16 protein-coding genes are annotated in these 14,732 nt (G+C 72.3%); 11 read left to right on the forward strand and 5 right to left on the reverse strand.

Annotated features, from left to right (window positions below; all coding sequences use genetic code 11):
* Positions 1–20: 20 nt before the first annotated feature.
* Positions 21–449 carry a type II toxin-antitoxin system Rv0910 family toxin gene (locus tag O7595_RS29050; RefSeq protein ID WP_269731533.1) on the reverse strand — a complete coding sequence of 143 codons (429 nt, stop codon included), beginning with the start codon at positions 447–449 and terminating at the stop codon, positions 21–23.
* Positions 450–756: 307 nt separating this feature from the next.
* Here O7595_RS29050 and O7595_RS29055 point away from each other — a divergent pair, with 307 nt between their 5' ends.
* The 3 genes from O7595_RS29055 (at position 757) to O7595_RS29065 (ending at position 3,550) form a co-directional block, all read left to right on the forward strand.
* On the forward strand, positions 757–1,305 hold the full coding sequence (locus tag O7595_RS29055) for a Clp protease N-terminal domain-containing protein (RefSeq protein WP_269731534.1): 549 nt from the start codon (positions 757–759) through the stop codon (positions 1,303–1,305).
* Between the two features lie 31 nt (positions 1,306–1,336).
* On the forward strand, positions 1,337–2,329 hold the full coding sequence (locus tag O7595_RS29060) for an EamA family transporter (protein ID WP_269731535.1): 993 nt from the start codon (positions 1,337–1,339) through the stop codon (positions 2,327–2,329).
* A gap of 234 nt (positions 2,330–2,563) precedes the next feature.
* Positions 2,564–3,550 (forward strand): DMT family transporter, encoded by a 987-nt coding sequence (locus O7595_RS29065; RefSeq protein ID WP_269731536.1) that lies wholly within the window; start codon positions 2,564–2,566, stop codon positions 3,548–3,550.
* Positions 3,551–3,709: 159 nt separating this feature from the next.
* Here the strand turns inward: O7595_RS29065 and O7595_RS29070 are convergent, their stop codons facing one another.
* Positions 3,710–4,381, reverse strand: coding sequence for a pyridoxamine 5'-phosphate oxidase family protein (locus O7595_RS29070; protein ID WP_443071869.1), 672 nt, complete (start codon positions 4,379–4,381; stop codon positions 3,710–3,712).
* A 38-nt stretch (positions 4,382–4,419) separates the two neighbouring features.
* Here O7595_RS29070 and O7595_RS29075 point away from each other — a divergent pair, with 38 nt between their 5' ends.
* Positions 4,420–5,751, forward strand: a complete 1,332-nt coding sequence (locus O7595_RS29075) for an aminotransferase class I/II-fold pyridoxal phosphate-dependent enzyme (RefSeq protein ID WP_269731538.1) — start codon at positions 4,420–4,422, stop codon at positions 5,749–5,751.
* 138 nt (positions 5,752–5,889) lie between these two features.
* Here O7595_RS29075 and O7595_RS29080 read toward each other — a convergent pair whose 3' ends face one another.
* A complete protein-coding gene (locus tag O7595_RS29080) occupies positions 5,890–6,927 on the reverse strand; it encodes a DMT family transporter (RefSeq protein ID WP_269731539.1) in 1,038 nt (345 codons plus the stop codon).
* A gap of 74 nt (positions 6,928–7,001) precedes the next feature.
* Between O7595_RS29080 and O7595_RS29085 the strand changes: the two genes are divergently transcribed.
* On the forward strand, positions 7,002–7,901 hold the full coding sequence (locus O7595_RS29085; protein ID WP_269731540.1) for a LysR family transcriptional regulator: 900 nt from the start codon (positions 7,002–7,004) through the stop codon (positions 7,899–7,901).
* A 127-nt stretch (positions 7,902–8,028) separates the two neighbouring features.
* Here O7595_RS29085 and O7595_RS29090 read toward each other — a convergent pair whose 3' ends face one another.
* Positions 8,029–8,496, reverse strand: coding sequence for a pyridoxamine 5'-phosphate oxidase family protein (locus tag O7595_RS29090; RefSeq protein ID WP_269731541.1), 468 nt, complete (start codon positions 8,494–8,496; stop codon positions 8,029–8,031).
* 219 nt (positions 8,497–8,715) lie between these two features.
* On the opposite strand from O7595_RS29090, the gene O7595_RS29095 reads away from it, so the two are divergent.
* Positions 8,716–9,366, forward strand: coding sequence for a cysteine hydrolase (locus O7595_RS29095; RefSeq protein WP_269731542.1), 651 nt, complete (start codon positions 8,716–8,718; stop codon positions 9,364–9,366).
* A gap of 45 nt (positions 9,367–9,411) precedes the next feature.
* Here O7595_RS29095 and O7595_RS29100 read toward each other — a convergent pair whose 3' ends face one another.
* Positions 9,412–9,918: a Rieske (2Fe-2S) protein gene (locus O7595_RS29100; RefSeq protein ID WP_269731543.1), complete on the reverse strand. Its 507-nt coding sequence runs from the start codon at positions 9,916–9,918 to the stop codon at positions 9,412–9,414.
* 112 nt (positions 9,919–10,030) lie between these two features.
* On the opposite strand from O7595_RS29100, the gene O7595_RS29105 reads away from it, so the two are divergent.
* The 5 genes from O7595_RS29105 to O7595_RS29125 all read left to right on the forward strand — a co-directional run bounded on the left by O7595_RS29105 (position 10,031) and on the right by O7595_RS29125 (position 14,710).
* A complete protein-coding gene (locus O7595_RS29105; RefSeq protein WP_269731544.1) occupies positions 10,031–10,885 on the forward strand; it encodes a HipA family kinase in 855 nt (284 codons plus the stop codon).
* Positions 10,882–11,277, forward strand: coding sequence for a DUF3037 domain-containing protein (locus tag O7595_RS29110; protein WP_269731545.1), 396 nt, complete (start codon positions 10,882–10,884; stop codon positions 11,275–11,277). The genes O7595_RS29105 and O7595_RS29110 overlap by 4 nt, the downstream gene beginning before the upstream one ends.
* Positions 11,278–11,459: 182 nt before the next feature.
* Positions 11,460–12,221 (forward strand): 3-oxoacyl-ACP reductase FabG, encoded by a 762-nt coding sequence (gene fabG / locus O7595_RS29115; RefSeq protein ID WP_269731546.1) that lies wholly within the window; start codon positions 11,460–11,462, stop codon positions 12,219–12,221.
* A gap of 16 nt (positions 12,222–12,237) precedes the next feature.
* Positions 12,238–13,011, forward strand: coding sequence for an SDR family oxidoreductase (locus tag O7595_RS29120; protein ID WP_269731547.1), 774 nt, complete (start codon positions 12,238–12,240; stop codon positions 13,009–13,011).
* Positions 13,012–13,129: 118 nt separating this feature from the next.
* Entirely contained in the window at positions 13,130–14,710 is a 1,581-nt protein-coding gene (locus O7595_RS29125) for an ABC transporter substrate-binding protein (protein ID WP_269731548.1), read from the forward strand.
* Positions 14,711–14,732 lie beyond the last annotated feature (22 nt).

Here is a 14,732-nt window from a genome sequence, read left to right on the forward strand (position 1 = left end):
TACTCGATTGTGCCCGGCGGTCAGCTCACGAGCCCTCCGAGTCTGCGCAGCGACTCGTTGAGCGCGGCCGTCGCCGATTCCCTGAGCTTGCCCGCCATCAGCGAGACGGCGGCGCCCGTGAACTCGCCGTCGATGCGGAGGGTCGTGGCGTCCCCCTCCGGGGTGAGCGTGTAGCGGGTGCCGACCAGTACGCCCATCGGGCCCTTGCCCCTGATCGCGAGGACCCGCTCGGGCTCCAGTTCCTCCACCGTCCACCGCACTTCCGCGGGAAAGCCCATGAGCTTCATGCTCTCGGCGAAGGTCGCGCCGGTCCTGAGGGCTTCGGGACCGCCCTGCGGGAAGCTCGTGTGCGTGGCGTTCCACCGGCCGTACGAAGCGAAGTCCGTCAGCTGGGCCCACACCTTGCCGGCCGACGCTGGGATGCGTGCGTCCGCGCTGACCTCGGCCATACGGCCAACCCCCTTCTCGTCGGGCTCGCCGCCCTTCGGGTTCCGGTGTTGCGGAACGTAGCCGCGCGCCCTGCGACATTCAATACTGATGAGCTGTCAGATGGGTCGCCTCGCCGCCGATGCGCCGCGGTCTGCGCGGCCGGTGCCCGGCGGACTCCCGCCGGCGGGGGAGCGCCAGGCGCCGCTGGTGAGGGTCGCTTCTCCTCCGCAAGGAGGAGGCGCGGCACGCGGTGCCCACCTTCCGCGGGATGCCCGAATGCTCCCGGGTGGCGATGACCCGGCCGTCCGCTGCTGATGGGGTGGGACCGTGCACTTCCCTGTCCCGCGCGTCCCCCAGCAGCCCGCTCCCGCCCCCACCGGGACCGACGCCGGACTCTCCGAGGAACTGGCCCCGGTCGTCGCCGGTGCGCGCCGGCGTGCGATGCGGGACGGTGACCCCCAGATCGACACGGCCCATCTGCTGCACTCCCTGGTCGAGTCCGGACCCGACGTCCGGGCGGCCTTCGGAGGCCCGGACCAGGTCGCCCGCGTCCTCGGCTACCTCGTCCAGCGCAGCATCGGGTACGGGCTGCGCTGGCAGGCGACGGTCGAGGACTCCGGCGCGGTCCCGGTGGTCCCCGGGGATCGGGACCCCGGACGGACGGGCTGGTCGCCGTCGGCCGCCGCCGCCGTGCTGCGGGCGCGGGAGCGGGCGGCGGAGCGCGGGGAAGGCCGGCCCGACGGCCTCGATCTGCTCGCCGGACTCGCCGCCGACCGCGACTCCAGGGCCGCCGAGGTCCTGGTGCGTGCGGGGGTCGACCCCGACCGGCTGGCGGGCCGGATCGGAGAGCTGTCTCAACAGGTGCGACGGACGTGACGCTCCTGACCCGGGCTGCCATGATGTGCCGATGCACGCGTCTCGGGAAAGGAGCGCCGGGCTGGGACTCGCCCTGGCCTCGGCGTTCGCCTTCGGTGGTTCAGGTGTGGCGGCCAAGCCGCTCATCGAAGCGGGGCTCGACCCCCTGCATGTGGTGTGGCTGCGAGTGGCCGGTGCCGCCCTCGTCATGCTTCCCGTCGCCTGGCGCCACCGCGACCTGCTGATACGCAAACCGGCGCTGCTCGCCGGATTCGGAATGCTCGCCGTCGCCGGTGTCCAGGCCTGCTACTTCGCGGCGATCTCCCGCATCCCCGTGGGCGTGGCGCTGCTCATCGAGTACCTGGCCCCCGCTCTCGTCCTCGCCTGGGTCCGCTTCGTCCAGCGCCGCCCGGTCACCCGCGCCGCCGCCGTCGGTGTCGTCCTCGCCGTCGGTGGACTCGCCTGCGTGGTCGAGGTCTGGTCCGGGCTGGGCTTCGACGTGATCGGCCTGCTGCTCGCCCTCGGGGCGGCCTGCTGCCAGGTCGGCTACTTCGTCCTCTCCGCCGAGGGCGCCGACGGCGACGACGCCGCCGACCCGCTCGGCGTCATCGCGTACGGACTGCTCGTCGGTGCGCTCGTGCTGACCGTCGTCGCCCGCCCGTGGGGGATGGACTGGCAGGTGCTCGGCGGTGGAGCCGCCCTGGCCGGCACGACCGTCCCGGCGGCGCTGCTGCTCGGCTGGATCGTCCTGATCGCCACGGTCCTCGCCTACGTCACCGGGGTCGTGTCCGTCCGCAGGCTCTCGCCGCAGGTCGCGGGAGTCGTCGCCTGTCTGGAGGCCGTGATCGCGACGGTGCTGGCCTGGGTCCTGCTCGGCGAGCATCTCTCCGCGCCCCAGATCGCCGGCGGTGCCGTGGTGCTCGTGGGCGCGTTCATCGCCCAGTCCTCCACGCCGAAGGCAGCATCCGGGCCGGTGGCGGGCGGCTCCGGCACCGTGGCCGGTGCTGCCGACGGCGACTTGGCGGCCGAGCGGGCGGCGGTCTAGGGTAGCGATCATGCATTCGACCGTCCTCCCGCCGCCCGCCGCGTAGCGCGGGCGGTTCTCCGCCGACGAAGACCGGGTCCGGGGTGTGGAGTCCCCCGGACGGTTCGTCGCTGCCCGCGTGTGGAGTCCAGCGGCCAACCGTCCTGTCTTCCGGCCCGTCGTGGGACGCGTTCCCCCACCCTTCGGGGCGGGCCTCCGGGGGCTATCCCCGGACACCCAGCACGGAGTACTCACGTGTCGAATCCTTCTTCGGCTGCCGTCACCGGCCTGCCCGTCGGGCGCAGCCTGTTCTATCTCGTCGTGGCCGGTGTGGCCTGGGGGACCGCGGGGGCGGCCGCCTCACTGGTCTTCGAGGCCAGCGATCTCGGCCCGCTCGCCCTGTCCTTCTGGCGCTGCCTCGGCGGCCTGCTGCTGCTCGCGGGAGCGCTCGCGCTGCGCGGGCGCCGGGCGGCGGGGAGCGGCGGCGCCGCCGTGGCCGGGTCCGAACCGCGCCGCCGCAGGATGCTGCGCATCCTCGGCACCGGCGTCGGTCTGACCGTCTTTCAGAGCTCCTACTTCGCCGCCGTCGAGCAGACCGGGCTGGCGGTCGGCACGGTCGTCGCCCTGGGCGCCGGGCCCGTGCTGATCGCCCTCGGCGCCAGGATCACCATGGGGGAGCGGCTCGGGGGCGGCGGGATCGCCGCCGTCGCCGGAGCGCTGACCGGACTCGTGGTGCTGGTCCTGGGCGGTGGGAGCGCCACCGTGCGGCCGGCGGGCGTGGCGCTGGCGGTGGTCTCGGCGGCGGGCTACGCGGCCGTCACCCTGCTGACCCGGCGGTTCGGCCGGGACGGCGACGGTCCCGATCATCTGTCGACGACGATGTGGACCTTCGTGGTCGGCGCCGTCGGGCTGCTGCCGGCGGCCCTCGCGGAGGGGCTCCTGCCGCACACCGCGGAGCCGCTGCGGGTGCTGGGGATGCTGGTCTACATCGCCGCCGTCCCGACGGCGCTCGCCTACGCGCTCTACTTCGCGGGTGCGGCGGTCGTCCGCGCCGCGACGGTGTCGGTGATCATGCTTCTGGAGCCGGTCAGCGCTGCGGTCCTGGCCGTGATCGCGCTGGACGAGCGGCTGACCTCGGCGACTGTGGCAGGGACGGTGGTCCTGCTCATGGCGGTGGTCGGGCTGGCCTGGCAGGAGGCCCGGCCGGCCGGGCGGCGCGGCGCCGTGGACGCGCCGGCCTGATCCCGCCGCTCATCCGCGTCACGACCAGGACGGGGGCGGAACCGGTGGCCGACGGCCCCGTTCCGCCCCGCCGCGGCCCGTTCGTGCGCCTCCCGGCATCGGACCGTGTGACGCCCTCGGGGCCGCACGGTCCGGCCGGCCTCTTCCGGCGGCCGGCCGCTACAGCGAGGCCAGGTACGGGGGCAGGGCCACCGACGGGTCCAGGTCGTCCGCGGGGACCGGCACGCCGTGGCCCCGGACCAGCGGGACGACGCCGGTCCAGTGCGGAAGTACCAGGTCCTCGGGGTCGTCGTTCGGTCCGCCGGTCCGGACCTTGGCGGAGACCTCGTCCAGATCAAGCCGGAGCACGGCCGTCGCGGCGAGCTCCTTGGCGTTGGCGGGACGCGAGTCGGCGGAACGGCCGGGGACGACGTGGTCGACGAGGGCGTCGAGAGCGGCGCGCTTCTCCTCCGGGTCGGTCACCTGGCGGGCGGTGCCGTGGACCACCACCGACCGGTAGTTGATCGAGTGGTGGAACGCGGAGCGGGCGAGCACCAGGCCGTCGACGTGCGTGACGGTCAGGCAGACCTCCAGGCCGCGATCGACCTGGCCGGCCATGCGCAGCGGACGGGATCCGGTCGAGCCGTGCACGTAGAGCACGTCGCCGACCCGGCCGTACAGCGTCGGCAGCACCACCGGCGCCCCGTCGCGCACGAAGCCGAGATGGCAGACGGAGGTCTCGTCGAGTATCGAGTGCACCAGTGCGCGGTCGTGGGACGCGCGCTCCCGCGCCCTGGTGGGGACGGTCCGGTCGGTGGGCCGGTAGGTCGGCGACTCCTCGGACGGTGCCATATTGCGTTCTCCCATTGCACTAGTGCAAAATATGATTTGTGCTAGGAGAGTATCGGATCGAAGGGCGCGGCGCATCGGACATCGCGGCCAGCATCGAGCGAGGTGTCGCTTCGGGAGAGCTCGGCCCCGGCCAACCGCTGCCCCCCATGCGGGAGCTGGCGGCTTCGTTGGGGGTCAACGCGAACACCGTCGCGGCCGCCTACCGGACGCTGCGCGACCGCGGCGTGATCGAGACGGCCGGCCGCAAGGGCAGTCGTGTGCGGGAACGGCCGGCCAGTACGGCGCGCGGCTCGCTCACGATCGACGCCCCGCCCGGCGTACGGCAGATCTCCGAGGGCAACCCGGACGCCGCGCTGCTGCCCCCGCTCCACGACGCCTTCGCGGCGGCCGCACGCCATCACGACGCCCGGCCGGTGCTCTACGGCCAGGACGCCGTGGACCCCCGACTGGCGCGGCTCGTCCGTGCCGGAATGGACGCGGACGGGGTACCGGAAGGCCCGGTCGCCGTCACCTCCGGGTCGCTCGACGCCATCGAGCGGGTGCTCCACGCCCATCTCCGGCCCGGCGACGCCGTGGCCGTGGAGGACCCCGGCTGGGGGAGCCTGCTGGACCTGGTCCCGGCGCTCGGGCTGCGGCCGGTTCCGGTCGCCGTCGACGACGACGGTCCGCGTCCCGAGGACGTCGAGCGGGCGCTCGGCCGCGGGGCGAGGGCCCTGATCGTGACCGACCGGGCCCAGAACCCCACGGGTGCCGTCGTCTCCGCGTCCCGCGCCCCCGAACTCCGCGACGTGCTCGGCCGGTACCCGAGGACACTGCTCGTCGAGGACGACCACGGCCATGCGATCGTCGACGAGCCACTGCACCCCCTCGCCGGTGTCACGGACCACTGGGTGCTCGTGCGGTCCGTGGCCAAGGCATACGGTCCCGACCTCAGGCTCGCCGTGCTCACCGGTGACCGGGTGACCCTCGACCGGGTCCAGGGGCGGCAGCGACTCGGCCCCGGCTGGGTCAGCCGACTGACCCAGCGCGCCGTCGTGGAGTTGTGGACCTCCGGGGCCGTCGACCCGTCGGCGGTCGCGGCCGCCTACGCGGACCGGCGCGACGCGCTGCTGAGCGCCCTGGCGGAGCGGGGAGTCGAGGCCCGCGGCCGCAGCGGCATGAACGTGTGGGTACCCGTGGCCGACGAGACAGGCACGGTGGCCCGGCTGCTGCACTCCGGCTGGGCCGTGGCGCCGGGTGCCCGCTTCCGCATCTCCTCACCACCGGCGGTGCGGCTCACCGTGTCGGGCCTGACGGCCGACGACATCTCCGTGCTCGCCGACGCGGTGGCCCTGGCGGTCGGCCCGGTACGTGCGCGCAGCTACGGCTGAGTGGCGTGCGGGGCACCCGGCCCGAGCGGCGACCGTCGGGACGGCGAGGAGCCCCGCGGGCACCTCGCCGCTCATGCCGGTCCGCGACCACGCGGTCACGACCGGCCGCCGCGACTGCTCGCCCGTGCCCGCACGCGGTCACGACCGGATCCGAGGCGTCCGTGTCCGTGGCGGGCGGACGCCCTTCCCCACGGGCCCCGGTCCGGACCCGTTCTGGGTGAGCGCGGCGCCCGCCAGCACGATCAGGGCGCCGACGGGCGTGTTCCAGCCCAGCCTCTCGTCGAGCAGCGTGACTCCCGCCGCGGTCGCGATGACCGGGATGAAGTACGTGACCATCGTCGCGGTCGTCGGTCCCACCTCGGCCACCAGTCCGTACTGCAGCAGCATGGCGATTCCGGTGCCCAGTGCGCCCAGGGCGACCACCGCGAGCAGCGGAACCAGCGGGAACGAGCTCGGCAGCGTGGTGAACACAGGGGTCACCACGGCCAGTTGGAGCGTCGCCAGCATCAGCTGCGCCCCGGTCAGGGACAGATGGGAATGGGACGAACCCGCGAGGGTGCGCCGGACGTAGATCCAGCCCACCGGGTAGCTCAGGGCGGCGAGGAGGGCCATCGCCGTGCCGTCGACGTCCAGCCCGGAGAAGCCCTGCCAGGCGCCCAGCACGGTGAGCACACCGATGAAGCCGATGCCCAGACCGGCGACCCGGCGGCGGGTGGGCCGGTCCTCGGAGAGCGCCACCAGCGACAGCGCCATGCCCCACAGCGGGGACGTGGCGTTGCAGATCCCGGCCAGCGTCGAGGGGATGGTCAGCTCCGCATGGGCGAAGAGCGAGAACGGCAGCGCATTGAGGAAGAACGCCGCGACGGTCAGATGCGCCCAGGTGCGCGCCCCGCGGGGCAGCCCCTCGCGCCGCACCGCCATCGCGGTGGCCAGCACGGCCGTACCGAAGAGCAGCCGGCCGAGGGTGACCTGGAACGGCGCGTAGCCCTCCGTGCCGACCTTGATGAGCAGAAAGCTGAAGCCCCAGATCAGGGCGAGCACGGCGAACCTCAGGCGCCAGCCGAATGCCGGGTGGTCGCGCCCGGTGGAGGGTGGGGCCGCGGGGGGCGGGGTGGGCGCGGTGGACGCGGATCCCGTTTCGGGCTCCGTGCGTGACGGCGGCGTGGCGGTGGTCATGGAAACCACCCTGGAGCCAATGTCTTCTTAGGACAAGCGAGACTTCTTTCAGTCATCCGATTAGCATTGCTTACATGTTGAACCTGGAGCGCCTACGGACCCTGGACGCCCTGGCCCGGCACGGTTCCGTCAGTGCCGCGGCCGACGGGCTGCACGTCACGACCTCGGCCGTGTCCCAGCAGATGGCCAAGCTGGAGCGCGAGGTGGGCCAGCAGCTGCTGGCCAGGATCGGGCGCGGGGTGCGGCTCACGGACGCCGGACGCCTGCTCGCCGACCACGCCGCCCGCATCCTGTCTCAGGTCGAGCTGGCTCAGGCCGACATCGAGGCGCAGCGGGGCCAGGTGGTCGGCGAGGTGCGGCTCGGGGCGTTCCCGACGGCCGCCCGCGGCCTCTTCCCCGCCGCGCTCACGGCCCTCCGCGCCGACCACCCCGACCTGCGGGTACGCACGAGCGAACGGGAACCCGAGTACGCCCTGCGCCAGGTGATCAGGGGCGATCTCGACCTGGCGGTGGCACTGGACTGGAGCAACAAGCGGCTCCCGGTCCCGAGCGGGCTCACGCGCGAACCGCTGTTGGACGACGCCGCCGACGTGGCGATGCCCGCCGACCACCCGCTCGCCGGCCGGGCGGACGTGGATCTCGAGGACTTCGCCGACGACGACTGGGTCTCCTGGCCCGAGGGCGAGTTCTGCTACGAGTGGCTGGTGTTCACGCTGCGCGCCAAGGGCATCGAACCCCGCATCGTCCACCTCGCCGGCGAACACCACACCCAGCTGGCACTGATCGCGGCGGGCCTCGGTGTGTGCGTGACCCCGCGGCTGGGCCGGGGCCCCGTCCCGGACGGCGTCCGGCTCGTCCCGGTGCGGCAGAAGGTGTGCCGGCACGTCTACGCGGTCTGGCGGACGGACGCCGACCGCCGGCCGTCGATCCGTGCGGCGTTCGCGGCGCTCCGGTCGGCCGCGGCGACGGCCTGAGGCCCGCCGGACGGAAACCCGGGGCGAGCCTGCTCCGTGCGCGCGCCCGCGGACCTCCCGCGGCCCAGTGGTCCGGGGCCTTCCGAGGCGCCCGCCGGGCCTGCTCGTCGGCGGAGGGGCGCCGGGCTCAGAGCCCGTTCAGCTTGCGGAAGTCCCACGACGCGATCGCCTCCGGCGTCAGCCTGAGCCAGGCGTGCCGGCCGTCGTGCGGCATCGAGTCCAGGCCGAAGTTCTTCCGCGCGAACAACCGCTCGGGGGCCTCGAGTTCCGGGCAGGGTTCGCCGGTGCGCGGGGCCTCGCCGACGAAGACCGCCGTCCCGGAGAGTTCCGCGCCGCGCAGCTCGCCGTACTCCTCCCCGGCGTCCACCACGACCGCGATCCGCGGATCGCGGCGCAGTTCGGACCACCGCCGGCTGCGGGTGATCGAGTACAGCCACAGCGACGTGCCGTCCCACGCGAACCACAGGGCGCTGACGTGCGGCATGCCGTCGGGCGAGACCGTCGCCACCCGGCAGGTGCGCTGCTCGGCGAGGAAGGCGTCCAGTTCGGCGGGCGACATCATGATCCGCCGGCCCCGGCGCTGTGTGACGGCCATCGGCGGCCCCTCCTCCCGCGAGCCGGCGTGCCGCCGGCCGACCGACTGATGTGGTGTCGGAAATCATGGGTGCTCTTCCCCTGAGAGGCAATGCCCGTTACCGTCGCGCGGCCGGACCGGCCCGGATCCTCCGTGACCCGCGAGGCCGTCCGTGACCGGACCGGCCCCACCCGGCGACGCCGGCCGTCCGCGGCCCGGACGACGAGAAAGGCGGGGTGCATGCCCTCGTACGAACGGCTGCGGGCGCAGCTCGACCCGGCCCGCACGGTCCTGCTCACCGTCGAGTGCCAGCAAGGCGTCGTCGGCCGGGACAGCGCCCTTCCGGAACTCGCGGCACAGGCGCGGGCGTCGGGCGCCCTGGAGAACATCGGCCGGCTCGTGGACGTGGCCCACGAAGCGGGCGTGCAGGTCATGCACGCGGTGGCGGAGCGACGTCCCGACGGGCGCGGGGCCGGCAGCAACGCCCGGCTGTTCCGGGCCGCCGAGCGGCTGCCCGTCCAGCAGTACTCCGGCAGCAAGGCGGTCCGCGTCGCCGAACCCATCGAGGTCGCGGACGAGGACATCGTGGTGCGCCGGCTCCACGGCCTGTCACCGATCGCCGGCACGGACGTCGACGCGCTGCTGCGCAATCTGGGCTGCCGCACGCTGGTCGTCACGGGCGTCTCGGCGAATGTGGCGATACCGAACGCCGTCTTCGACGCGGTCAACCTCGGCTACACCGCGGTCGTGCCCGCGGACGCCATCGCGGGGGTGCCCCCCGAGTACACCCCCGCGATGATCAGGAACACGCTCGCTCTCGTCGCCACCGTCATCACCACGGACGACGTGCTCGCGTGCTGGAAGGCGTCCCGCCGGGCCCAACGCACCTGACGTGCGGCCCGGACGGTCGCCGCCTCCCGGATGCTCCTGTGGCTGTCAGGCGAGCTTGATCGAGTCGCCTTCGACGACGATGGCCGCGGCGGGCAACGGCGAGGTCGCCGGGCCGCTCTTCACGCTGCCGTCGCCGGCGTCGAAATTGCTGTTGTGGCACGGGCAGTTGATCATTCCGTCGGCGACGCCCTTCACCGCGCAGCCCTGATGGGTGCACTTCGACGAGAAGGCCTTGAACTCGCCCGCGGTCGGCTGCGTGACCACGATGTCGCCGATGACCTTGCCGCCGCCCTCCGGGATGTCGGCGACGCTCGCGATGACCTTGCCACCGCCTCCGCCCGTGGTGCCACCCGTGCTGCCGCCGGTGGAACCGCCGGTGGAACCGCCGGTGGAACCACCGGTCGTGCCGCCGTCCGCCGGGGACACCGCCCCGCTGCCCGGACTCTCCGAGCCTCCGCACGCCGTCAGTGCCGCGGCGAGCCCGGCACCGCCGGCGGCCGTGAAGACGGTGCGCCGCGCCACGGTGCGCGCCGGTCCCTGCGTTCCGGTCATGCCGCTCCCTTTCCACAGTCGGCCCCGTCCCGGGCCGTTCGTGTTGTTCTACGGGACCGGGCCACCGCTCGTTCAACGGCCACGCCGCAGGACCGCGAAGTAATCTGGCGCAATGCTCTCCGAAGTCACAGCGACCCGCTATGTCACGCCTTTGCGCGAGGGCGGCTCGCTCCCCGGGATCGTCGAGGCCGACGATCTCGGGACGTACGTCATGAAGTTCACGGGGGCCGGACAGGGGCGCAAGACCCTGGTGGCCGAGGTCATCTGCGGGCAGTTGGGGCGCAGGCTCGGGCTGCGCGTGCCCGAACTGGTCCGGATGCAGCTCGACCCGGTCATCGGCCTGTCCGAGCCCGATCAGGAGGTCCAGGAGCTGCTGAAGGCCAGCGGCGGGCTGAACCTCGGGATGGACTTCCTGCCCGGCTCGATCGGCTTCGACCCGCTCGCGTACGCAGTGGACTCCGCGGAGGCAGGTCGCGTCGTCTGGTTCGACGCGCTGATCAACAACGTGGACCGGTCGTGGCGGAACCCCAACATGCTCGTGTGGCACGGGGCCCTGTGGCTGATCGACCACGGTGCCACCATGATCTGGCACCACAGCTGGCCCGGGGCGGCGGCCTCGGCGGCGAAGCCGTACGACGCGTCCGACCACGCCCTCGCGCCGTTCCGGCCGGACATCGCGGGCGCCGCCGCCGTGCTGGCTCCGCTGGTCACCCGCGAGCTGCTGGCCGAGGTCGCCGCGGACGTCCCGGACGAGTGGCTCGTGGACGAGCCCGGGTTCGACACCACCGACGCGGTCCGCCGTGCCTATGTGGAGGCCCTGCTGCCGCGGGCTGCCACGATCCACGAGCGCATCACGCTGGAGGCACCCTCCGGGCCCCGGCCGTCCCAGGCACCGGGCTGGCTCACCGGTCACCTCGGCTCCTGGCCGCACCCCGCCGGGAAGAGCACGAAGGGCGGCGGCCAGTGACCCGGCAGGATCCCCGGCGGGATGTCTTCGAGTACGCGCTGCTGCGCGTCGTCCCGCGCGTCGAGCGCGGTGAGTGCTTCAACGCGGGCGTGGTGGTCTACTGCCGCGCGCGGTCCTTCGTGGCCGCCCGCACGCTGCTGGACGAGGCCAAGCTCAGGGCGCTGGACCCGCGGGCCGACGTCACCGGTGTACGGGCGGCGCTGCACGCCGTGGAGGGTGTCTGCCGCGGCGGCGAGGAGGCCGGACAGGCGGCCCGGGACGACGCGGGCAGGCGCTTCCGCTGGCTGGTCGCGCCTCGCTCCACCGTGGTGCAGCCGGGGCCCGTGCACACGGGTCTCACCGCCGATCCGGAGGCCGAGGTCGAGCGGCTGCTGGACATCCTGGTGCGCTGAACGAGCCCATCGGAGGGGGCACGTGACGGGGGGCACCCGGTGTGCCGTTGACACCGGGTGCCAGGGCTTCTAGCGTCTCGTCTGCTGAAGGTACTAAGCGGTCGCTCACCCTCCCTGGGTGGTGTCGACGGGCCGTGCCGGGCGAGCCGTGTCCAAGGGATCCGAGGCGAGGAGAACGAACCATGTCCAGCAACGAGCAGCGAGTCGCGATCGTGACGGGGGCGGCGCGCGGCATTGGGGCCGCCACCGCCGTGCGCCTGGCGGCCGAGGGCCGTGCCGTGGCCGTACTCGACCTCGACGAGGCGGCCTGCAAGGACACCGTCGAGAAGATCACCTCGGCGGGCGGGAAGGCGATCGCGGTCGGCTGTGACGTCTCGGACTCCGCCCAGGTGGAGGCCGCCGTGGAGCGGGTCGCCGCCGAGCTCGGCGCGCCGACCGTCCTCGTCAACAACGCGGGCGTACTCCGCGACAACCTGCTGTTCAAGATGAGCGAGTCCGACTGGGACATCGTGATGAACGTGCACCTCAAGGGCGCGTTCCTGATGGCCAAGGCGTGCCAGAAGCACATGGTCGACGCGGGCTTCGGCCGTATCGTGTCCCTCTCCTCCAGCTCCGCGCTGGGCAATCGGGGGCAGGCGAACTACTCGGCGGTCAAGGCCGGCCTGCAGGGCTTCACCAAGACCCTCGCCAAGGAACTCGGCAAGTTCGGCGTCACCGCCAACGCCGTCGCTCCCGGCTTCATCGTCACGGAGATGACCGCGCAGACCGCCGCCCGGGTCGGCATGGGCTTCGAGGAGTTCCAGGCCGCGGCCGCCACCCAGATCCCGGTCCAGCGGGTCGGCCGGCCGGAGGACGTCGCGGGCGCGATCGCCTTCTTCACCGGTGACGACGCCGGCTTCGTCTCGGGCCAGGTCATGTACGTGGCCGGCGGCCCGCTCAACTGAACCGGAGGCGACCGACATGACCGCACAGGAGCGAGAGCTTCCCCCGCTGTCCGGCAAGGCGGCCCTGGTGACGGGCGGCAGCCGCGGCATCGGCTACGGCGTCGCCGAGGCGCTCGTCGCCCGCGGCGACCGGGTGTGCATCACCGGCCGCGGCGAGGACGCGCTGAAGGAGGCCGTCGAGAACCTCGGCGCGGACCGGGTGATCGCCGTCGCGGGCAAGGCCCACGACGAGGCGCACCAGGCCATCGCCGTCGAACGCGCCATGGAGGCGTTCGGCCGCGTCGACTTCCTCGTGAACAACGCCGGCACCAACCCGGTGTTCGGCCCCATCGCGGAACTCGACCTCAACGTCGCCCGCAAGGTGTACGAGACGAACGTGATCTCGGCGCTCGGCTTCGCCCAGCAGACCTGGAAGGCCTGGCAGAAGGAGAACGGCGGTGCGATCGTGAACATCGCGTCCGTCGCGGGGCTCTCCGCGTCCCCCTTCATCGGGGCGTACGGCATGAGCAAGGCGGCCATGGTCAATCTGACCCTTCAGCTGGCGCACGAGTTCGCGCCGGCGGTCCGGGTCAATGCGATCGCGCCCGCCGTGATCAAGACGAAGTTCGCCGAGGCGCTGTACGAGGGCCGGGAGGCCGAGGCTGCTGCGGTGTACCCGATGGGCCGGCTCGGCGTCCCGTCGGACATCGGCGGGGCCACCGCGTTCCTCACTTCCGACCAATCGGACTGGATCACGGGGCAGACACTCGTGGTGGACGGCGGTATTTTCCTTAACGCCGGAGTCCACTGAGTCGATTTCTACCTGAATGGCTTGAGATGGCCTCAAGTGCCCCGCCGGACCACCACGTTGTTACGGCGGGGCACTGCGGTATGGTTCGCCGACCCATGGCTGAACGAGGAGCGTGCACGTGTTCAACCGGACGATGCTGCAGGCGGCTGCAGCCCTTGCGTCCATATCCCTGGTGGCGGGATGCGGTCTGTTTTCGGACGACGAGGCCGATGGGGCGCAGCCCATAGTGGTCGGTACGATGAGTGCACCCAGCACACTCGACCCGGCCGCCGCGTGGGACAGCTCCTGGGAGCTGTACCGCAATGTCTTCCAGACCCTTCTGAGCTTCCCGACCGGAAGCACCACCCCCCAGCCGGACGCGGCCGAGAAGTGCAAATTCACCAATCCGGCCAATACCGCATTCCAGTGCACCCTCCGTGAGGGCCTGACCTTCTCCAACGGCCACCCGCTCGACGCGGCCGCGGTCAAGCACTCCATCGACCGCATCCAGAAGATAGACGTGGACAGCGGTCCCAACGGTCTGCTCGGCTCGCTCCGCGAGGTGAAGCAGGACGACGAGCGGACCGTCACCTTCCACTTGACCAAGCCCGACGCCACCTTCCCGTTCATCCTCGCCACGCCCGCGATGTCCCTGGTGGACCCGGCCGAGTACCCCGCGGACAAGCTCCGGGAGGACGGCAAGCTCACCGGCTCCGGCCCGTACGTCCTGGAGTCCTACCAGGAGGGCTCGAAGGCGGAGCTGAAGAAGAACACCCGCTACAACGGGTTCGCGGACCGCAAGAACGACGCCGTCACGATCCGCTACTTCAAGCGGTCGGAAGCCATGGTGGCCGCGCTCAAGAGCAGGGACATCGACGCCACCTACCTCGGCCTGACCGCGGAGGAGGTGGCCGATCTCCAGGAGAAGAAGAAGGCGAACGAGGGTCTCCAGATCGTGGAGAGCCCCGGTGTCGACATCCGCTACCTGGTGTTCAACCCCAAGGACCCCTCCGTCCGCGAGGTCGAGGTCCGTCAGGCGATCGCCCAGCTGATCGACCGCGGCGAGCTCATCAACAAGGTGTACCGGGGCACGGCCGAGCCGCTGTACTCCATGGTCCCCAAGGGCATCGCCGGCCACGCGACCAGCTTCTTCGACAAGTACGGCGACCCCAGTGCGGCGAAGGCACGGGACATCCTCGAGGAAGCGGGCATCGAGACACCGGTGCGGCTCGACCTCTGGTTCACCACCGACCGCTACGGTTCCGCCACCGCCTCCGAGTTCGCCGAGATCAAGCGGCAGCTGGAGCAGTCCAAGCTGTTCGAGGTCTCGATCCAGGGCAAGCCCTGGAAGGACTTCCAGGAGGGCTACCAGAAGGGCAGCTATCCGGTCTTCGGGCGAGGCTGGTTCCCCGACTTCCCGGACCCCGACAACTTCATCGCGCCGTTCGTCGGCAAGGAGAACGTGCTCGGTACGCCCTACGAGAGCCCTGAGATCACCCAGCAGCTGCTGCCGCAGACCCGCCAGCTGAGTGACCGCGGAGCGGTGTCCAAGAAGTTCGAGCGGGCCCAGGCGATCCTGGTGGAGGACGTGCGGCTGCTCCCGCTGTGGCAGGGCAAGATCAACATCGCGTCCCGCGAGGAGATCGCGGGTTCCGAGCGCGCCCTCGACCCGCAGATGATCATGCAGCTCTGGACGCTGCACCGGCAGACCAGCTGGTAGCGCGGATCCGACCTCCGGACGT

The organism is Streptomyces sp. WMMC940 (genome assembly GCF_027460265.1).
Classification (GTDB): domain Bacteria; phylum Actinomycetota; class Actinomycetes; order Streptomycetales; family Streptomycetaceae; genus Streptomyces.